Annotated in this window: 19 protein-coding genes; 9 read left to right on the forward strand and 10 right to left on the reverse strand. The window is 61.8% G+C overall.

Translation table 11 applies throughout. The annotated features are described in order from the left end of the window. Positions 1–24: 24 nt before the first annotated feature. From LZC95_48595 to LZC95_48615, 5 genes are all read right to left on the reverse strand, one after another. A complete protein-coding gene (locus LZC95_48595; protein ID WXA94293.1) occupies positions 25–1,050 on the reverse strand; it encodes a chitinase in 1,026 nt (341 codons plus the stop codon). A gap of 239 nt (positions 1,051–1,289) precedes the next feature. Beyond that, entirely contained in the window at positions 1,290–2,228 is a 939-nt protein-coding gene (locus LZC95_48600) for an NADP-dependent oxidoreductase (GenBank protein ID WXA94294.1), read from the reverse strand. A gap of 66 nt (positions 2,229–2,294) precedes the next feature. Next, the gene (locus LZC95_48605; GenBank protein ID WXA94295.1) at positions 2,295–2,621 is read right to left on the reverse strand and encodes a cupin domain-containing protein; all 327 of its coding nucleotides are present in this window, start codon (positions 2,619–2,621) and stop codon (positions 2,295–2,297) included. Positions 2,622–3,342: 721 nt separating this feature from the next. Next, entirely contained in the window at positions 3,343–3,837 is a 495-nt protein-coding gene (locus LZC95_48610; protein WXA94296.1) for an SRPBCC family protein, read from the reverse strand. A gap of 4 nt (positions 3,838–3,841) precedes the next feature. After that, positions 3,842–4,207, reverse strand: a complete 366-nt coding sequence (locus tag LZC95_48615) for a helix-turn-helix domain-containing protein (GenBank protein WXA94297.1) — start codon at positions 4,205–4,207, stop codon at positions 3,842–3,844. 171 nt (positions 4,208–4,378) lie between these two features. Here LZC95_48615 and LZC95_48620 point away from each other — a divergent pair, with 171 nt between their 5' ends. Both LZC95_48620 and LZC95_48625 read left to right on the forward strand, forming a co-directional pair. Continuing rightward, complete coding sequence (locus tag LZC95_48620) at positions 4,379–4,666, forward strand: hypothetical protein (protein ID WXA94298.1); 288 nt, start codon at positions 4,379–4,381, stop codon at positions 4,664–4,666. 782 nt (positions 4,667–5,448) lie between these two features. Beyond that, positions 5,449–6,291, forward strand: coding sequence for a hypothetical protein (locus LZC95_48625; protein ID WXA94299.1), 843 nt, complete (start codon positions 5,449–5,451; stop codon positions 6,289–6,291). A gap of 87 nt (positions 6,292–6,378) precedes the next feature. Here the strand turns inward: LZC95_48625 and LZC95_48630 are convergent, their stop codons facing one another. After that, positions 6,379–6,564 carry a hypothetical protein gene (locus LZC95_48630; GenBank protein ID WXA94300.1) on the reverse strand — a complete coding sequence of 62 codons (186 nt, stop codon included), beginning with the start codon at positions 6,562–6,564 and terminating at the stop codon, positions 6,379–6,381. A 549-nt stretch (positions 6,565–7,113) separates the two neighbouring features. On the opposite strand from LZC95_48630, the gene LZC95_48635 reads away from it, so the two are divergent. After that, a complete protein-coding gene (locus LZC95_48635) occupies positions 7,114–7,380 on the forward strand; it encodes a DUF4177 domain-containing protein (GenBank protein WXA94301.1) in 267 nt (88 codons plus the stop codon). Between the two features lie 483 nt (positions 7,381–7,863). Here LZC95_48635 and LZC95_48640 read toward each other — a convergent pair whose 3' ends face one another. Continuing rightward, complete coding sequence (locus tag LZC95_48640) at positions 7,864–8,325, reverse strand: hypothetical protein (GenBank protein ID WXA94302.1); 462 nt, start codon at positions 8,323–8,325, stop codon at positions 7,864–7,866. Between the two features lie 214 nt (positions 8,326–8,539). On the opposite strand from LZC95_48640, the gene LZC95_48645 reads away from it, so the two are divergent. From LZC95_48645 to LZC95_48665, 5 genes are all read left to right on the forward strand, one after another. Beyond that, on the forward strand, positions 8,540–8,935 hold the full coding sequence (locus LZC95_48645; GenBank protein WXA94303.1) for a DUF2809 domain-containing protein: 396 nt from the start codon (positions 8,540–8,542) through the stop codon (positions 8,933–8,935). Between the two features lie 365 nt (positions 8,936–9,300). Then, entirely contained in the window at positions 9,301–10,302 is a 1,002-nt protein-coding gene (locus LZC95_48650; GenBank protein ID WXA94304.1) for a hypothetical protein, read from the forward strand. Positions 10,303–10,970: 668 nt separating this feature from the next. Continuing rightward, complete coding sequence (locus LZC95_48655; protein ID WXA94305.1) at positions 10,971–11,423, forward strand: SMI1/KNR4 family protein; 453 nt, start codon at positions 10,971–10,973, stop codon at positions 11,421–11,423. A 347-nt stretch (positions 11,424–11,770) separates the two neighbouring features. Next, on the forward strand, positions 11,771–12,694 hold the full coding sequence (locus LZC95_48660; GenBank protein WXA94306.1) for a DUF5829 family protein: 924 nt from the start codon (positions 11,771–11,773) through the stop codon (positions 12,692–12,694). A gap of 145 nt (positions 12,695–12,839) precedes the next feature. Continuing rightward, positions 12,840–13,310 (forward strand): hypothetical protein, encoded by a 471-nt coding sequence (locus tag LZC95_48665; GenBank protein ID WXA94307.1) that lies wholly within the window; start codon positions 12,840–12,842, stop codon positions 13,308–13,310. 310 nt (positions 13,311–13,620) lie between these two features. Here the strand turns inward: LZC95_48665 and LZC95_48670 are convergent, their stop codons facing one another. Next, entirely contained in the window at positions 13,621–14,106 is a 486-nt protein-coding gene (locus tag LZC95_48670; GenBank protein ID WXA94308.1) for a pyridoxal-phosphate dependent enzyme, read from the reverse strand. 47 nt (positions 14,107–14,153) lie between these two features. After that, on the reverse strand, positions 14,154–14,501 hold the full coding sequence (locus tag LZC95_48675) for a hypothetical protein (GenBank protein ID WXA94309.1): 348 nt from the start codon (positions 14,499–14,501) through the stop codon (positions 14,154–14,156). Between the two features lie 1,225 nt (positions 14,502–15,726). Here LZC95_48675 and LZC95_48680 point away from each other — a divergent pair. After that, complete coding sequence (locus tag LZC95_48680; GenBank protein WXA94310.1) at positions 15,727–16,824, forward strand: hypothetical protein; 1,098 nt, start codon at positions 15,727–15,729, stop codon at positions 16,822–16,824. A gap of 1,455 nt (positions 16,825–18,279) precedes the next feature. Here the strand turns inward: LZC95_48680 and merB are convergent. Then, positions 18,280–18,894 (reverse strand): organomercurial lyase MerB, encoded by a 615-nt coding sequence (gene merB / locus LZC95_48685; GenBank protein WXA94311.1) that lies wholly within the window; start codon positions 18,892–18,894, stop codon positions 18,280–18,282. Between the last annotated feature and the right edge of the window lie 48 nt (positions 18,895–18,942).

Consider the following 18,942-nt stretch of genomic DNA (forward strand, 5'->3'; position numbering starts at 1 on the left):
CGGAGGACGAAATGGCTCCGCGCGTCATCGGCCCTGCAGGGACTTCACGTTGTTGCCGAAAGTCCAGTTCTTCGAGCCGTCCCAGTTGATCGACCAGGTCATCAGTCCCTTCAAGCCGCTGACACTCCTGTACGCCTGCGACACGAGGCTGGTGGACATGTAGCCGCCGCCCGCGCCCGGCTGCGCCGGCAGACCCGGGACCTGCTTGTCGACCGGCACCCGGATGGTCACGCCCTGCACGACCAGGCCGGAGGCCAGGCAGTTCGTCTGCGCGGTGAAGCCCTGGACCGTGCCGGCCTCGTAGGAGTCACCGTGGCAACCGTACATGCTTCCGTTGTAGTACTGCATGTTCAGCCACCAGAGCCGGCCGTTGTCGGCGTACTTCTTGATGATCGGCAGATAGGCTCCCCAAATCGAGCCGTAAGTGACGCTCCCGCCGGTCACATACGCCGTTTCGGGCGCCATCGTCAGCCCGAAGTTCGATGGCATTTGGGCGAGCACACCGTCGATGATCCGGATTAGGTTCTTCTGCGAAGTGGACAGCTGGTTGATATTCCCGGAGCCAATCAGGCCCGTCTCGATGTCGATGTCGATGCCATCGAAGTTGTACTTCTTGAGGATCGGCACAATCGTGGCCACGAACCTGTCGGCCACCGCCGTCGAGTTGAGGTCGATCCCGGCGGCTGCGCCACCAATGGACATTAGAATGGTGGCGCCGGCGTCCTTGGCCGCGCACATATCGGCCGGCGGAGACACCTTGACTCCAGCATCCATCCCGTCCTCCCAGAGGGCCGTGCCATCCGAGAGGATCACCGGGAAAGCAGCGTTGATCACATTGTAGCCGTGGTCGCGAATCCGGCTGTCGTTGATGGGCACCCAGCCGAACGGCGGATGCACACCATTGGCCGCCCCATCCCAGTTTTCCCAATACCCCTGGAGAACCTTGCCCGTCGGCCGAGACTTGACGGCACACGTCTCAGCGGCCGATGCGGGAGCGACCCCCGTCACCACCAGACCAAGCGCAAACAACCAGGAAAGCAAGCGGCGCATTTCGGTATTTCCTTTCTGGCTCGCGGAACGGGGCCACATGGTCCCGGCGCCAGTGCACCGTGCGTGCCGTGCTCACTTTGCGGCATTTCATACTGGTTTGCGCTCTTCGAACGGAGACCGTGATCGGCGCGATCAGGGTTACATCGATCGATGTGATCAGCCCTTGAACGATTGGTGACGGGCAGGGTGGGAGCACCATGCAGCGCGCCCCAAATCCGAATCACCTTCACCCGGGCGCACTACTGCACGCGTAGCACGATCTTGCCCCGGTTCCCGCCGCGAAGCCCGCGCTCGTACGCCACCCGCGCATCGGCAAGGGGGTAGACGCCTGCCACGTTGGAGGAGAGCGCGCCGCGATCGGCCAGCTCCGCGAGCGACGTAAGCCCCATGCGATCTTGTTTCACGATGAACCATTCCACGCGAACGTCGGGCCGTGCCGCGTCTCGATCCGGCTCGGACACCGCCACTGAGACGAACGCGCCGCCAGAGCGCATGCTCGCCATCGCACCGCGCGCAACCTTTGGCCCAACGGTGTCGAGGACGAGATCCACATCCGAGAGATGCTGCTCGACCGCCTCCGAGGCATAGTCCAGCACCGTGGTGGCCCCCAGGTGCCGAACGAAGTCCCGATCTTGCGCGGAACAAGTCGCACTCACCCGCGCGCCGGCCGCCACCGCGAGCTGTACGCCGAAGGAGCCGACCCCACCGGCCCCGCCGAGCACCAGTACGTGCTGTCCGCTGCGAATGCCGCCGTGCTCGTGCAGCGCTTGCCATGCAGTGAGCGCGGACAGCGGCAAGGCGGCCGTCTGCGCCGCGTCGAGTCTCTTCGGTTTGCGCGCCAAGGCATCTGCGGCCACCGCCACGTATTCGGCGGCCGCACCATCACGGTCGAAGGCGGTGAGCCCGAAGACCTCGTCACCGACGGCCAATCCGGATGTGTCCGCGCCGAGCTCCGCCACGACACCGCACACCTCATGGGATGGAATGATCGGCAGACGGCTCGTTCCATCGTGGTGTGCCCAGGTCTCCGGCCAGAGAAACTCCGTGGGGGTGATGGCCGCCGCGTGCACGCGAACGAGTGCATCCCGCGGCCCGACCACGGGTAGGGGGGCGTCCTCGAATACCAATGTCTCCGGCCCACCTTGCGTATGGGCTCGAATGGCTCGCATCGTGGTCATCGCATTTCTCCGTGCTCATCGTGGTGCGCCCCTTTCGAATGGCAAAGGGACGCGCAAACGTGGTTCCTATTTGTCCGGGGTGGTCAGCTCTTTGTCGTTGGTATCGACGATGAAGACCGCGAGGAGCTTCGCGGGCTCCGTGGTGCTCATGTTTTTCGATTCGAGATGATGCGCTCCCGGTAGCTCGTACCAACTCTCACCGGCGTGGAAGTCGCGGGCCGGCTCGCCCTCGACTTGGCTGCGAATGGTACCGGATACGACGTAGGCGTAGATGAAGGAAGAATTCGCGTGATGGTGCGGTGTGGATGTGCCTCCCGGCGCGTACGTGACCTCGACGGCAATCAGCGACTTCCCGGGGATGTTCGGGATGACGCGGTCGAAGTTGGTGGTCACGGTCTCACCCGAACTACGAGCCACGGCAGGCACGGCACGTGAGGGCGTGGTTGCACAGGCGGCTGCTGCGATAGATGCGAAAGCCACGCAGGCGGCCGCCGTGAAGGATCTGAAGCTCATCTTCGTCGTGTCTCCTTTTGCACACGAGAGATGGAGGTCGCCTAGGCCGAAGAGAAGCACCAAAAACCGATTATTTCTTTGTACCACGAGCCGCGGCCACTCCTTCCTGTAGAGCTCGATCGGTCCGCCAAACGCCCCTCGCGGAGCAATTCGAAAGGGAATCGCCACGGCCATCCGAACCGGCGTCCTCATGCCAAGAGCGCGACACCATCCCGTTTCGGAAACGACAGTCAAAAAGTGTTGGTAATTCAACACGTGCTCGTCAACGCGGCTGACACGACGAAGATCGATTCGGATAGATTCCGTTGACCAGCCATTCAATGGAACTTCGATTCAATCTTCGTCCCTGCGGGTCAGATCACGTCGTTCAATCCGCGCGACGCGTTTGAAAATATACTCGAGAGGCGGCGCCAGAAAATCTTGTTGCGCACATGAGAACGATATGCAGACATCGTTCTCATGCGCTGCACGAAGCCATTCCGTTTCCGCCGATAATGTGCCGGCCTCCCGAATTCGCGTCTACGAATGGAGACGCCTCAATTGGTGGAAGGACATGGCACGCACGCTTTCAGTGATGGCGCCGTCTTCTACTGCGACGACTTCAGGACTGTCCCACGTTCGCGTCCACGGCGACGAGAAGCTCGTCCAGTTGCTCGAACATCTCGACCATCGCGTCCGCAAAGCCGGTGCCCGCAGCATCGAGAGCTTCCTTCGACGGATAGAGATCGCGCATGACCAGCAGCGTCTTGCCATCTTTTTCCTCGAGGGTCAGCGTGGTGACGGACCCACCCTCACCACCTTCTTCATTCGTCCAGACGAGGCGTGAGTTCGGTATCACCTCGAGGTACCTACCGAAGAATGCCATGGGCTCTGAGTCACCGTTGCTGAAGACGAAACGGTATTTGCCCCCGACACGAACATCCGCCTCGCAGGACAGCAGGGACGAGCCAAGCGACTTCGGTACCCACCACCGCTTGAGCAGCTCGGGCTTGGTCCACGCCTCGAACACCATGCGCGCCGGGCCGTTGAAGGTTCGTGTGACGACGAGCTCACGCTCGGACGTCCGTTCCACCGTGGTGCGGTTTTTCATGGGCATAGGCTCACTCTCTCTTCGTGCGTCCATCGAACTTCTCCTTGCGTTTCAGTTCCTCGATAATCTCGTCCAATTCGTCGAAGCGCGCGGCCCAGAGCTGGCGGTACCTCTCGATCCATGCCGTCTCCTCCTCCAGTCGGCGCGGGCCGAGTCTGCAGGTTCGAACCCGCCCGACCTTCTCCGTGGTGACGAGCCCGGCCTGCTCCAAGACACCGACGTGCTTCTTCATGCCCGTGAGGGTCATGTGGAACTTCTCGGCAAGCTCGGTGATCGAAGCGTCGGCACACCCGAGCTGCTCCAGAACGCCGCGTCGGGTCGCGTCCGAAAGCGCGGCAAACGAGGCATCGAGGCGGGCACTCTCATACTGAACCATGTGGTTCAGTATGTAATGCATGGACGGGCGGGACGCAAGGGGAGGTCTTCGAAGATCAGCGCGTGGACGTGATGGGCTTCGGCTGGCGTTCGCCCCAAGAGTCCCACGCATGTTCACGGGGGCGAGAAGCCGCTACCGTCGAACATCCGCCACGGTATTCTCCGTGCCAGCATGAAACCCTTCTCGGCGTTGGTGATGCTCATCGTCGTTTTGGTCGCTTGCGGAAGCGACAACACCGAAAGCGATCATCCGCGGCCCGCTTGCCCGCTCACGTGCACAAGCTTTTCGGTGAACGGCTCGTGCTATTGCCAGACGACGTGCACAGGGCAGACGCAAATCTTCACCTGCGACAATGGTGCGTGCACCTGTCAGGGGCATCGCGCCAATCCGAGCCAGGTGAACATCGCCTGCGTGTCTCAGCAAGCCGCCGACTCCATTTATCGGGCGTGTTTCCCTTAGCGCACAACTATCGTGTGCGAGCGCTACGCCAAGTGTGCAGCAGCAAAATGTCGCCGACAACAAGTACCTGCCGGCATCCTGGAGAAGCATCGCGAGGTTCAAATCGAGAACCGGCCTCCTCATGTCGTCCCTCTAATCACCGATGAGCGAGTGCTGGCCGTGAACTTGAGCGATCCGTATTGTTCATCCAAACTCCAGTTCATCGCGCCCAAGAACGTCGACTTCAAATCGACAAGGCCTCTCTTCGCGGAAGGATTATCGGTACCCAGCGCGCAACTCTTGCCGCGACTTGGTTGGAGGACAACTACGACGGCGAGATCCAAACAGGACTATATGATACGCAGGAAGCCGCCTACCCCGACCTCGTCAGCGGACGCGTTGACGCGGTCTTAGCGGACAAGTACGTTCAATACGAATTTCTCGAGAGCAGCGATGGCCATCGGCCGCTTCTGCGGAGAAGCGGCCATTCGAATCGTGCGCGGCGCTCCCGTGGATCCGCTCTTCGCTTCGCGCTTTTCGCCCCCTCCGTTGCCGTTCACGTCAATGGCAAGAGGTCAAGGGCGCGGCGCGAGGGACACCCGCGGGGCAAGCGCGCGCAGCCGATCGCGCCGGTTCGCCCGCGGCGGGCACGGAAACGATCAGCGATCGGTTTCAAATCGCCGCGTTTTCAGCCAGCTCGCGCGAGGGAAACCGATCATTAAACCGATCAGGGGGGCCGAAACTATTTCGATCACCTCGGTGATCGGTTTTCGGAGGCGAAGAGGGGGGAGCGAGCGGAGGTCGTGAGCATTCTCCTGCTCGACGTGACTATCGGTCGCCGCATCCCGTCCAACGCCATGATGCAGCGATTCGTCTTCCCCGTGGCTACCATCCTCCTCTGTGGCGGGTGCTCGAGCTCGGGCGGCGGCACGGGTGGCGGCTGCGCTTCCCTGTTCGGCGGCAGTCACACCTTCAGCGATGTCGATCTCACGATCGAGGCTGTCAAGATGCGCGATCGGCCCATGGTGATCACCACGCGACTGAGCACCGACAGCAATTCCAATTGCTTCGTCGCACCGGACGACATGCGAATCAGCGTGGATGGCCAGGCACTCGAGCTTGGCCACAAGGGCGGGAAAGCGCCGCCGACCATGATCTCTGGGGCCCCCATTCAGCTCACAGAATGCGCTCCGGCCGTGTTCCGCTCTCGCATGAATTCCATTTTCGAAGATCGCGCGGAAAGCATCGTTGTCGTCGAGAGCCATGGTCGACGGGCAGAGGCCAGGATCAGGCACCTTTTGGCTCAACGGCAGCTCGAGATCCAGCCATCCAACCAACTTCGCGTCGGCGATCGCGTCACTTTGGTGTGGACATCCACCGAGGACGAGTGGTCCGGATACAGCAAGGCCATAGGCGTGACCGTCTATCACCCGAATGACTTTTTGGTGCGCCTCCAGCCCGAGATTGATCCGCCACGTTTCACCTTCGTCCTGCCCGACGTTCGGCCTGGACCCGCCAAGATAGAGCTGGCAACCACGTACATCAAGGCCCCTCCCAAGGTCGTTGCCTGCATGGGTTTGAAGAGCTGCAACGCGGGCGCCGACAGCGGTCCCGCTGAAGTCGAGGTTACAGTTGCACCGCGCTAAGATCAGCGGTGGTGCGGGCGCGGGATAGGTCTTCGTGTAGCAGCGAAGACTCCACTTGCAGCCGAGGCACGGCTCCGGCGTTCGGATCTAGCGTCCCGCGGCCACCTGGTGGAGCACGCTCATGGCCCGCGCCACTTCGTGGGCCTCCGTCGCCTCGGGCGACTCGTTCGTGACCAGTTGGACCGTGACGAACGCGCCGTCCTTCATCGCCATCGCGAAGACCAGCGCCGTCCGGTTATGGACCAGCGTCCCCTCCGGAACGATGACTTCCAACGCGGGGTCGACGCGCTCCGAATTGCATTCTTTTCCGGGCCCGTAGTCGACGCAGCATTCTTCCCCGAAGGCCGGCGTCCAACTCTTCGAGGATCGTGCGGAGGGTCGACTTGTTCCCGCTGTTGGCTTTCCGTGCGTTCATGGTCTCGTGTAGATGCGAGTTCCGGTCCAATATCATCATCGCGCACTTTTGCGCTATCCCGCGGACGCCTCATTCCGGAGTCGGACATCTGAATCAGGATCGTTTCGCGATATCGCGAGTCGTCCGAATGTTCTGCTATGATGTCTGAATCAGGGGGTCGCTGGTTTGCGACGCCCGAACATGGCTCCGGCGAAGGCGCCTCGGTGGGTCGCGTCGCCGTCATCGGGTACGATCTCCGCGTCGACGACCCGTTGCTCGGCCGCGGTGGCTGCCGCCCCTTGCGCATCACGCCCGCAGCCCTTTCAGTCGCGACGCGAGCATCGCGACCCGAGTTTGAAGCGCAGGGACAGGCCTTGGATGGTGCGCGCTGCCTTCGGGTGATATGAGACTCGCCAGGAGGTTGGGGCATGAAGCGTGGATTGATTTTTGGCATTGTCATGATGATTGGCTGCGCGACGGGAGTGAGCGTTCGGGACCTGGTTGTCCCTGCGCGTGCCCAAAATCAAACAGGGCCATCGTATCAATATTCTGCATTCTACATATTGAACTCTTCGAATGAACAGGTTCAGGCTGCGCTCGACAAGTACGCGGCGCAAGGCTGGCGACTTTCGAATTCGTTTCACTCGGGTTGCTGCGGCGTCCAACTCATTTTCGAGCGACAGGTGCAGAAGTAGGTGCCAATCTGGTGCTGGTGTGGTCGTGCGCGTGCGGCAACGCATGGACGGGCGCACCCGCGGAAGTAGGCGAATGCGCGGATCCTGCACCCTCCGGGAGAACTGTCTGTCGCCTCGTCGATACTCATTTTGCGGGCGGCCGAGAATGGGCAAAGGCGAGGAGGACGCAATGGTGCTCCCTCGCCCTTGACTCCTGCTGTCGGTTACCGTTGGGAATTGTCGCCGAGAATGTTCTCCAAGACGTCAGTCTCGTTGAGCTGCCCAGGCCCTCTGTCCCACTCATTATCGTCGGCTTTGGGGGGAGAGCCCCGCGGAGTTAAGGCTCGCAGGGCCTCGCGGTAGTTGCTAGGGAACTTGTTCACCGTCCTCGGGCACAATCTCCGCGTCCACGCTCCCCTCTTCGGCCGCGGATGGCCCGCGGCTCTCTTTCAGCATTGCCCATGGGGGGTGCTCCAGCTTGGGGCCTCGCGGTGGTGCGAACCGTCACTTGAAAGCGGGAACACGAATATCGTCGGCGGTATTCCATATCCTATCGGGTCCTGCGCTCCGGACGACGGTTTCGTCATCCGCACACTCGATTAGGAACGGATTGTTCCACTCATCGGCGACGCGAGAGGACGGCTCCAATTGTCGCTCACGTTGCAGATCGAAGATTGACGGGCAGGCGGTGGAATTCGTACTCACGCGGAAAAGCTGGGCCGCTTGCCGGACAGTGTGCGCCGAGCTACGGGTGTGACCGAAGATCGGGCGCCGCAGCTCGGCAATACAGGCCGACGTCAGCCAACCCGCCAGCGCAATCGCCGGGCTCGCAACCACCATGGTGCGCCACCATCGCGAGACGAGCCTCTCATTCTGCCGGGTGAGCGCATCGACCTGCCGCGTGAGCGCATCGATTTCTGCAAGCGCGGCGTGGATGTCTCCGCGGTACGCGTCGTGTGATTCCATCCCAGATACTACCGCCGTCGGCCTCTCATCCTTCCGTATATGAGCGCCGCGCCCCGCGATTCTTACCGTGTGGCTCGCAGCCGGAACGTGCATGCACCCTGTCCACCTCGCCGAACGGCGGAATCATCGCACTCGTTCGAGCCACCGGACGTCCTCGATTCCGAATCACCCGAGCACCGAATCGACAGGATGTACCGGTAGTATCGGCCTGCCAATGCCGACCTCTCGAGCCTCTCTCCCCGCCGCCATCGCGGTGGCCTTCCTTGTGCTGTTCGCCGGGCTCGCGATCCGAAAATGGACGGGAGGAGCGTTCGCCAAGTATGCCGGCGTCGCCCTCTACGCTTCCCTGATTTACACGCTGGTGATCGCCATCGCGCCACGTCTCTCCCCCTGGCGAGCGGCGGCCATCGCGCTCGGCTTCTGTTGGGCGATCGAATTCGGGCAGCTCTCGTCCATCCCAGCTTCACTCGCGCGCCGGAGCATGCTGGCTCGCCTCGTCCTGGGCACCACGTTCAACGTTCCCGACTTGTTCTGGTACGCCGTCGGCATCGCGCCGATGGCCGTCGCGGACGGCGGGCTTCGTGCGCGCGCCCTGCATAGGCGAAATTGAAGCTCGCCATCGCGGCAACGCCATAGCTTCCCTTCGCGGAGTGCCCCGCATGCACGGACCGTGGAAGAGGATCAGCTCCGCTCGAGCTGCGATCATCGAGGAGTGACGGTGCTCTCGAAGCTCCCGCCGGGCCCAACGTGAAATAGAAACTACCGTACCTTGCAGCCGAGCGCCGCTTCCCGCGTGTCGAGGAGGGCGCTTCTTGTCGCGAACGCGACGGAGCTGGCGGCAAGCGTCGTTCAAACTCCGGCCAAGGGCGCCAACCGTTCCGCCGATGGTGCCATTCCTGAATGCTGCGAGTGTAGTTCTCGTCGCATCCTACTGAGGCTTGAACCGCTATTTCATTCGCAGGTGGAGGGCGTCGCATGAAGTCTGCTCGAATCTTCTTGATCTTAATCGTGGCATCCGGTTGCAGCGCGGCCTCCTCTTTGGAGGATGAGCGCGAGGGCGAGCAGAAAGCTTCCCCTTCGGTCCAAACAACAGCGGGTGTCTTGGCGACGCCCGAGCTCATTGCATCGCAGGTCCCCGCGTTTGTCTGGAAGCTCGATGGGGCCGACTTCTTTTTCACCGGCGGGGGCGATGCGTCCCCCACCGACATCGTGGGCCGAATGCCCGTGGGCGGGGGCACGTACACCGCGCTCGCCAGCGGTCAGCCCGTGGGATGGGGCATTGCAACGGACAGCGAAAAGATCTTTTGGGGCGGACTGGGCTACGTGCGTACGATGCCGAAGGCCGGAGGAATCCCCACGACGCTTTGGGCAGAGGACAACCAATACGGAACGTGGCTCGCGACGGATGGCACGACGGTGTTCTTTACGACCCGAGAAAACAGCGGCGGCAATCGCCTGAGGCGCGTGCCCATCGCGGGCGGCACATCGCAAGTTCTCTATGAGACGACGTCCACCACAGACCTCACGGAGCTCGGGCTCGACACCAACAACGTGTACACTGCATACAGGCGCGATTTCCTGCGGATACCAAAAGGTGGTGGAACCCCCACCGTGGTCGCATCGTTCAACGAGGAGCCGTGCCGCATCCACTACGACGGCGCCGTCGCCTTTCTCAATCTCGGCAACACGATCGCGCGCCTTCCGCTCGCGGGCGGAACACCCCTCACGGTCTTCGACGGCACGGTCGACGGTAAAACCGTCTACGGCTGCCTCTCGCTCGCCGCCGACGCGAACAATCTATACTTCAGCGCCTACACGGAGCCGTTCACCGTCGAGGGCATCTTCAAGGTCGCGAAGACTGGCGGCGCGGCCGTGCAGATCGCCGCCGGTCAAAAGACCATTTACAACATGGGAGTCGACGCGAAATACGTATATTGGTCCACGGGAAGCGCGGAAGTCTTCCGTATTCCAAAGTGATTCGTCGGGCCTGAGGCCGGCGTCCGATTCGTCCGGCCTCCTGCCCTGTTCTTATGATACGAGTCGCTGCATCACTCGAAGGGCTCCACGGGCAGCAGGGCATAAGCACATCGTGCGCAGCTTAGCGTGACACCGCGTCGAATCCATCGACGCACCGAATCCGCGGTGAACGTGACGCTTTTCCTCATGCGTCCAAGCTGGGTGCGAAGCTAGGGCAAGGAGAACGTGCTGCCGAGCTCCCTGTGATTGCGACCTTCGAGCTCATCGAACGGATTCTTTCGCATCGTTCGGACTCCCCGCCCTGAAAGGTGGCCAAACGCGAGAATGCACGAGGCGCGGCCATGCGTCACGCGCGGCGTGGGACGATGTTTGGGGTATAGCATCGCACACATCGAGTTAGCGCAGGCCGCGTGCATCCGGCGGACCACGGTCGCCACGTCGCGACTTTCAGTGTCGGCCGCGGGCAGGTGGCGGCTACGATGGGCGTGCGCGCTCTTCAAAGGCGTGCGGCACGATGGGACGGTGGTGCAAAGGTGAGCGACTTTCTCGATCGAGTTAGGAATGGCCTTGAAGCGCTGCGACAGCGCGGGCCCAACGGGAAGCAAGTCTTCGGCGCGGGCGAACACGGTTTCCATCTTCATCCGTGCGTCCCACGAGAGACGATCGACATGTTTGAAAGCACGCACGGAATCCGCCTACCCTCGGACTACCGCTCGTTCCTGTCCGAGCTGGGTAATGGTGGCGCGGGCCCGTACTATGGCGTTTTCAAGCTCGGAGAGATGGACGACCATTCCGGCTTCAAGCCGTGGACGGCGGATGGAATCGTCGGCAATCTGGCGAAATCTTTCCCGTACACGACATCGTGGAACTTGTCAGCCGAGGAGCTGGAGCGCATTCAAACTTCGGAAGACGACGAGGAGATCCTACGGGTGTATTGGATCGCGATCGACGGTGCGATCCCGATCTGCCACGAAGGATGCGCGCTCCGCGATTGGCTCGTTGTATCCGGCACCGAAGCCGGTCGCGTATGGCACGACGCAACCGCCGACCTCGAGGGCTGGTCGCCGTGCACATTTCCGGACGGGCGGCACATGACATTTGCTGACTGGTATCTCGCGTGACTCGATACGGCACTACGCTCGGTTGTAGCCCCTATCTAGCCCACTAGGGATTTTGTATGAAGGCGGTCACGTCGCTGACGATGGCCTCGTCCGCTCGTAATTCGTCCACGCATCGGTCGCATCGCATGCCAACCAGGACGACGGACTCGAGCGAGCCGTTGTGCACCGCCTTTGTCTCGTCCAGCCGCTCGAGCGCCAGGCCGGAAGCGAAGGCGCGGGTTTTGCGCAGCGGGGCCGATGAAGATGACGGGTACCCCCGGGGGCTGACGCAACGATCGAGCAACACGGGGTATAGGTGGGCCGCGTTCGGGTACCATGGGCGCGTGCGCGGACCCCTCTGCTTGCGAATGGTGCTCGTTTCCCTTTTGGCCGTCTTGGCGGCCTGCTCTCGCGGCCAGGATGCCCGTCCGCCAACGAAGGCGCCCGAACCGCGGGTCGTCCTGAATCACGTCGTTGCCACGCTCGACGCTGAGACGCTGGCCGCGATCCAGAGGAACTCGTTCATCCGCGAACACCTCGCCGCGGCCGAGGAAAGAACAAACGCGACGGCGGACGGGCAGTCGTGGACTGGCTTCTACCTCTACGGGCGCGACACCTCGATCGAATTCTTCGGACCAGGTCCGTCCACGGCCGCGGGTGACGGCGCCATCGGCCTGGGCGTGGATGAACGTGGTGGACTGGAAAGGCTTGCATCTCGGCTGCGCGCCAGCGGCAGGCGCTTCCACCCGCATCTCGTCACGAAGCGTGACCCTGACGGGCGAGAGCTCCCTTGGTTCACGACAGCGACGTTCCTGCCCGAACGCCCCAAGGCACCGTTCGGAAGCTGGGTCATGGAGTACCGACCGGAATTCATGGCTGGGCGCGTTGCTGGTACGCAGCGGGATCCGAACGATGTATCTCGACGAAACTATCTTTTCATTCGATATCGGCCCGAGATGCTTGTTGAGAATCTACGCTCGGCTCACTATCGGATGCCATGTCGCGAGCGAGACGAGTTTGCCACCGATTTCGCCGCCTACGGTTGGAGAGTCCGGCGCGAGGGGGACGATGCCGTGGCCACAGGACCGGACTTTGAAATGCGCCTTACCGCGGACGCCGAGCGAACCGGCCTTGTGGAATTGCGATTCGCCCTTCAACGAAAAGTCGACCGTCAGGAGGTCGCCCTAGGTAGCTCGAAACTTACCGTTGGGCCAGGCTCGGACGCGGTGTGGCGGTTTGCCGCTGCATCACGAACGACGAGCCAAACTAGTTTGTCCGAAGGGGCGAACTAGTCTTGCAGCGTGCGCGGTATTCAAGACGAAGCGGGTCGCCGATGAGCATGTCTCATATGCGGCATGCTGAAATAGGGGACCCTCTTCGAGCTTCTTGTGGAGATCATCCGCAGTTACGGCCCTGGACGAGATGAAGGCGAAGACAATGTCGACCTCGAGCTCAAATAGCCCCAGCAAGGACGTCGTCGTGATGCTTGGAGCCACCGATGGAGAGCATCTTGCTGTTCGGGCACGGCGCCGCAGCCATGCGGACTGTGCCGATTATTGGGATGGGAATTGGCTCGACTGCGCCATCGAGGTGTGCGCCGGTGGCTTTCGCGGCTCGATGAACGCGGATCTTCGTGCCGAGGAGTTCGTGGAGTTCCGAGATGCGCTCGGCGCGCTTCACCGCCGGCTAGCCGGCACGGCGACCTTCCAGACCATGGAACGATGGCTGACGATAAAGGTCGTCGGTGATGGGCGCGGTCACTTCGAAGCCGACTGCGAGCTTCGCGACGCACCCGGTACGGGGAACCGCCTCCACTGCACCCTCGGGTTCGATCAGACCGAGCTGCCGTTGATGCTTCGAGGCCTCGACGCCATCGTCGACGCTTTTCCGGTCGTTGGTCGACCCTGACCTGCTCGGGACCCCGGCGCTGTCGACGACATAAGCCTCCGCCGCCTCCGGGAAGGTCCTTGCTCCAATCATCCGTTCACGAGACTCGACGATCGATCATAATTTTAGCGCAAAAGCAAAAAAACAGGGCATCAGTAGCTTGCCATTTAGCGAGCGCGGCAGAACCTGTCGCCCGACGAGCGCTTGGGTCCGGTGGCGAGTAGCGGCCGCAGGTCCTCACCCGGCGATAGCGTTCGAAATTCTTTTCGCATTCAGCATCATCACGATACGAGCAGGGCGTTGAAGCGCTGTAGGTCGACATTGCCTCCCGTCACGATGACGCCCACACGTTGACCTTCGAGCTTTCCGGGATCCGCCTTGCTCCGGCAAGAGCGAGGCATCCCGTCGGCTCGACGATGATCTTCATCCGTGAGGCAAACAGCCGCATGCACTCGAGCAGGTCGTCGTCGCTGGCCGTCAGGATATCATCGACATCACGTTTGATGATCTCGAATGTGAGATTGCCAAGTGCTGCAATTGTGCCCCGTCTGCAATGGGTTTTGGGTATTTCGATATGCACGAGTGAGCCCGAGCGAAGGGATTGTTGGCCGTCGTTGCACTTCTTCGAACAACTCCTTGTGGTGAGTATCCTATCCGCGCCGATCACACCGGCAAGTTCTGGATCGATGAACGATCGCACTCGAACCGCTCCGCGATGGATTTTCGCCGAATGGGAAGAGACCGTACGCGCGTGCTTCGCGAGCAGGGCGAGCCGCGCCACGAAAGTTTTGGGCACCTCCCCCGCACGGTAGCCCATGCGTGCCAACTTTAACGACAATGGATGACGCTCTGCCCAATCGAAGCTTAATATCCAACCGAAGCCCAATAGAGGAGTACCACGGTCACGCAGCTCCCGTGAGCCCAAAGCAGCGCGTCCTTGCGACGGCGCAGCAGGAACAGCAGCAGCGTCGACCCTAACGCGTAGAGCACGACGGTGAGACGGATGTTCATGATCAGCAAGAGGATCTGCATCCCGTCGCCAAATCCAACCCACATATCCATTTCAGTTATCGGGCGGTTGAGCACCTTCGGCTCGGGGGCATGGATGTTCGCTATCGCCACGAACGCCAGGACGACGCTAAGCACCAGAATGCTAGCATGGATTCCCACCACGCGGACCGTGCGAGAAGGATGCTCCAAGGGATCGCTCATACGATGGATTTTAGCGCAGCCGTCATTGGCGTTTGCTGCAATGACGTGCCCGGTCGCTGCAGATCAAGTTCTTCGGCGCTTGCCTCGCCATGCACACCATACGTGTATGGCGTCGGGTCTTCGAACCAGATGGCGCGGGAGCCCAGCCGAGGTCCACGCGGCCTTCGACGGTCGTCGAGCGTGGCATGGCCAGAGCGCGCCCTCCTCCGAACAAGAGGACGGCGTGGACCGGCAGCTGACCATCGGTCCCATCGCGGCGTGGGAAGGGGTCGAGGGCCGCAGTCGGCTTCAAATGCGGCCAAGATTTCCAGGCTAGGGCGGTCCTTCGAGGACACAAGGCTCGTAGGGAAAGCGATATGTAAAGGTCCACTGCATCGAAGCCGGTTTACCCTGAAACAGGATATCCGCGCACCGGTGTACGGAGAGACTTGCGAGCATGCCCGCCGAAGACTCCCTTCTGAAGACCGCAAACGAGACCTTGCACGCCGCAGTCGACTGGATTCTCAACTCCCGGAACCTACCTCTCGTAGATGTGATTTATCTACGGTCCTGAGCACGCCCCATTCATTTCGAATCGAGAGACAATGTACCTCTAGCCCGCAGCAAGTCGGCTCCGAAGCGTGGCGCCTCCCCAGCGGTTAGTTCGCGCCCGCTGTCAGCGGGCTTTAATAACGAGCAATCCCGCGCGCGAGGCGCAGCACGAGGAGTTCGAACCGCGACGTGGGAGCGTTCTGACAGACGTTGCGATGGCGACGCCCGCGACAGCAAGTCCGGGGATTCGAAATGCTCTGGGTTTCATCTCCAGTATGAAAATGCAACCACGGTCCACCTTAATTGGCGTCGACGTCTGCGCCCAGTTACCACGATTTCTCGGTCATGGCGGGTCGATTCCTTCCGGTCATGGAACTCGCCCTTCCGCCCTTCGTTGCTTATTCCGAAGTCCGTGAAGGCCTCCATCCAGAAGCTGTTCGCGACCGTTCCGGAGTCGGCCTGATCGTCGCTGCCAGCATCGTCTCGGTCATCGACGAGGCGAGGCGAGGCGCTTCCAACATGTGCACACCGTCGGCGCCTATCTCGGACTCGAGCTCAATGTAGGTCACCTGCGCAGCGCGCTCGCGCACGGAAAGTCTACCAAGTGCGGGTCGTGGAACAGAACCCGCAAGGAGCGGTTCTTTCCGTGACGCCTACTCGCTCCCGCATGCTCCATTACGGTACAAACAGAGAAATGCGGCGCCGCTCGTTTCTTCTCAGCACCGTCGCGGGGTCGCTGGCTGCATGGGTGGGCCCCGGATGTGGAGGCGTCACGCGCAGCGATCTTCCGAGGTCTCCCTCTGCCCGCGTTACCGGGAACGTCATCCTCGACGCCATCCTCGAGATTGCCTCGCTCGCGCCAAGCAGCCACAACTCGCAACCGTGGGCGGTGCGGGTCGAGTCTCCTCGGCGTCTGTCGGTTCTCTCGGTAAAAGAGCGATGGCTGCCGGCCGTCGATCCCAATAACCGCGAGATGCTCCTCTCGCTCGGAGCGTTCCTCGAAAACCTGACGTTGGCCGCGGCCGTCCACGGGCTGCACGCGGACATCGCGCTCGCCGCAAGAAACGCGCGCGACGCGCTCGTCGCGGACGTGACGTTGGAGCCGGCGTCTCCCCCGGCAAGCGACGCTGATCTCGCCCGCGCGCGCTTCCGGCGAACGCTACGCCGTAAGCTCGACACAACACCGCTCCGCGCCGCCGACCTCGCGCACCTCGAACGGTTAACCGGCGAACTCGCCTACGTCGCACGCGGCGAGGGCTCATGCAACTACCTCGACGAGGTGACCATCGAGGCCAACCGCATTCAGGCTTATCGCGACGACGCACAAGCGGAGCTCGTTCGCTGGATCCGCTGGTCGAACGACGAGGTCGAGCAGCATCGCGACGGACTCACGCTTCCCGCGCTCGAGGTCACGGGCCTCACAGGATGGTTTGCGCGGACCTTCCTCTCGAAGGAGTCGCAGCTCTCGCAGTCGTCGCGCGAACGCGCGGTGAACATAGCACGCGATCTCGTCCCGAACAGTGGCGGCTGGATCGTCCTCGGCTCGAAGGATGATGGCGTCGCTGAACTCATCGATGCCGGCCGCCGTTTCCAGCGGCTCTTCCTCCAGGTGCGCGAGCGCGGCATCGGGTTGCACCCAATGTCGCAGGCGCTCGAAGAGGGGCGCTTCCGCGAGGAGATCGCCGCGCGCATCGGCGTGCCCACGCCGCAGTTCCTACTTCGGATCGGTTACTGCGGGAGTTACGACAATCCGGTGAGTCCACGGCGTCCGATCGAGTCGTTCGTCGGCTGATTGCCTAACCGATCGTGCGATGCTCGCCCGATGATGCCCCCATCGGCCGAGGGGCGGGCGAAGCCGCGCGCAACAACGGCGAAGATCGATGACGCTCCGAAGCGTGTTCAAAGGTCGACGGACGCGCCCCGGCCCATCCCCATCCGCGCCGTGTCCGCGGATCAATCGACGATCGCGTCGACCACCGTCTCGAGCATGATTTCGAGAAGGTACATAGTCGCCGCAATAGAATGACGAGCCGCGTTCCGGTTCGCTCTCGACCCAACTCCTGCCCCGATGCCGGCGAGCGTCTTACGGGTAGATGGCTACATCAAGTCCCGCCGCTTCGGCATGGCGCGTGTGGGTTCCACTCCGCTGGATAGACTTTCGAAGGATCTTCTTCTCTTGCTCAGCAGCACGAGCCTGCGAGCGCTTTTGCGGCAAACTCACGTCCCATTCGGACGCCTCCGTGACGCTCACAACGAATCAAGGCTACTGAGGAAGCCGTCGACCCGATCGGCGGGCCATCCAAGCTCCCATGGCAAGCGCTTGGATGTCTACTGGAGCACCCCTCGGTGAGAAGGCGTAGAGCTGTTTTGTAAGCGACGGCGGCGCCCTCGACGGTTACGGTGGAGGCCGCAAGTTGTGCGGTGATAGAGAACTTGTTCAAAGCAAGAGCGAGTATCGCACAGCATATTAGTAAATGCTAATTAACTTAGTTCGTTCTGAACGCGCGCACGTGACATTTCCCTGGCTGGAGCAGTCGTGGCTGCGCTCGCCGCTTCAGCATGCTGCTTGGGCCCATGCTTCTTGCTGCCGGCGGGGTGGGGGGCGTCGGTGCCGCTGCGGCGCTCGGCGCCGCAAACCGCGCCAAGTCGATTTACCTGGGGTGTGAGGGCTCAAGACATCGCCCGGCGGGACGCGTCGCCCCTCTGGAGCATCGGTGAGATTCTGGCATCACGCAATCGGCGGTTTCGCAACATCGGGCGAAGCCGTTTCGTGCGGTCGGTTTCATGTTTCAGGGCATGACAGCACCCGTGAAGAATGGCAGCGGCTCGCGGCGCGCCTTCGCCACGTGGGCACGTGGCCAGCGGATCCAACGCGGCGTCTTTCGAGACGAAGCTTCCGAACATCGCCGCCGGCAGCCGGGCGGGGGCTCCGAAGGTGCTCGATGAGGTGCGCGAAGCATCTCATTCCGCGGCTACCGCGTACCGTGATTTTCAGCATTACTTGCCGACGACATTTTTCGACGATCCGAAGAAGGGCAAGGAAGGCATCAAGAAGCCCTTCGCCGGGGACCGCTATGCGATGGGCGAAGTTGAATACAATTGGGCCATTACGCACGGTTTCATGTCGCGATCGAAAGGCACTGTCCCATCCCGAGAAACGCGCGAGCTGCGACCGGGCCGAGGGCCGTGCCCTTCGCTATCTGTTCTCAGCTCAGCACTCGACGCATTACTCTCGGGGAAGGGCCCTCTAGGCGGCGCGCATCGCGGCCGCGCAATCCTTTGCCAGGATAAAGGCTCGTTCCACTGAAAGGACTTGCCCGGAGCACTGTTCACTCAGCCATGTGCGAGCATCCTCTGCAGATGCGAAGAAGTTGACTGCATTGCAAAACGCTCCGCGTAGCTCGTTGGCTTCGCATGCCGTGACCAGCGATACCACAGTGCTCGAGGGTTCGATGTCAGCGACCCCCGTTGGAGAGACAGCCATTCGAATAGGCACACCTGTAGCCCGGCACCGCGACGTCACGCACGCGCTCTGCCCAAGGATCACCGGAAAGAACAACGCATCAAGCGCGCACCACGTAAAAAGTCGCTTTCCGTCGACCTGGTAGGAGTGCGGTGTCTCATGCAACGTGAGCCCGAATCCTACGAGATTGCCCGCCTCATCTCGCTCGACATCGGGGAAGCAGGCCAGAATCGTGTCGACTCGCTCGAGACTCCAACCCAGTTCGTCTGTGAGATGGGCAATTGCGAGAGGTTTCCCGTCGCTGAGCAGCCGTGCCGTGGTCGAGAGGACGTCGTAAGCGCCGGGAATGTTGGAGATGGTTCCCGCGATGTCCGCCAATATGGGGATCGTGCCATTCATGATGAGCCTCCGAAAGAGTTCTGGACTGTATCGTATTTAAGTACATAC

The sequence above is a fragment of the Sorangiineae bacterium MSr12523 genome, assembly GCA_037157775.1.
GTDB lineage: Bacteria > Myxococcota_A > Polyangia > Polyangiales > Polyangiaceae > Pendulispora > Pendulispora brunnea.

Excerpts from the sequence above, each read along its gene's own strand:
- LZC95_48595 (WXA94293.1), bottom strand. The coding sequence starts at position 1,050 with ATGCGCCGCTTGCTTTCCTGGTTGTTTGCGCTTGGTCTGGTGGTGACG.
- LZC95_48600 (WXA94294.1), bottom strand. The coding sequence starts at position 2,228 with ATGACCACGATGCGAGCCATTCGAGCCCATACGCAAGGTGGGCCGGAG.
- LZC95_48610 (WXA94296.1), bottom strand. The coding sequence starts at position 3,837 with ATGCCCATGAAAAACCGCACCACGGTGGAACGGACGTCCGAGCGTGAG.
- LZC95_48615 (WXA94297.1), bottom strand. The coding sequence starts at position 4,207 with ATGGTTCAGTATGAGAGTGCCCGCCTCGATGCCTCGTTTGCCGCGCTT.
- LZC95_48620 (WXA94298.1), top strand. The coding sequence starts at position 4,379 with ATGAAACCCTTCTCGGCGTTGGTGATGCTCATCGTCGTTTTGGTCGCT.
- LZC95_48635 (WXA94301.1), top strand. The coding sequence starts at position 7,114 with ATGAAGCGTGGATTGATTTTTGGCATTGTCATGATGATTGGCTGCGCG.
- LZC95_48640 (WXA94302.1), bottom strand. The coding sequence starts at position 8,325 with ATGGAATCACACGACGCGTACCGCGGAGACATCCACGCCGCGCTTGCA.
- LZC95_48645 (WXA94303.1), top strand. The coding sequence starts at position 8,540 with ATGCCGACCTCTCGAGCCTCTCTCCCCGCCGCCATCGCGGTGGCCTTC.
- LZC95_48650 (WXA94304.1), top strand. The coding sequence starts at position 9,301 with ATGAAGTCTGCTCGAATCTTCTTGATCTTAATCGTGGCATCCGGTTGC.
- LZC95_48655 (WXA94305.1), top strand. The coding sequence starts at position 10,971 with ATGTTTGAAAGCACGCACGGAATCCGCCTACCCTCGGACTACCGCTCG.
- LZC95_48660 (WXA94306.1), top strand. The coding sequence starts at position 11,771 with ATGGTGCTCGTTTCCCTTTTGGCCGTCTTGGCGGCCTGCTCTCGCGGC.
- LZC95_48665 (WXA94307.1), top strand. The coding sequence starts at position 12,840 with ATGTCGACCTCGAGCTCAAATAGCCCCAGCAAGGACGTCGTCGTGATG.
- LZC95_48670 (WXA94308.1), bottom strand. The coding sequence starts at position 14,106 with ATGGGCTACCGTGCGGGGGAGGTGCCCAAAACTTTCGTGGCGCGGCTC.
- LZC95_48675 (WXA94309.1), bottom strand. The coding sequence starts at position 14,501 with ATGAGCGATCCCTTGGAGCATCCTTCTCGCACGGTCCGCGTGGTGGGA.
- LZC95_48680 (WXA94310.1), top strand. The coding sequence starts at position 15,727 with ATGCGGCGCCGCTCGTTTCTTCTCAGCACCGTCGCGGGGTCGCTGGCT.
- merB (WXA94311.1), bottom strand. The coding sequence starts at position 18,894 with ATGAATGGCACGATCCCCATATTGGCGGACATCGCGGGAACCATCTCC.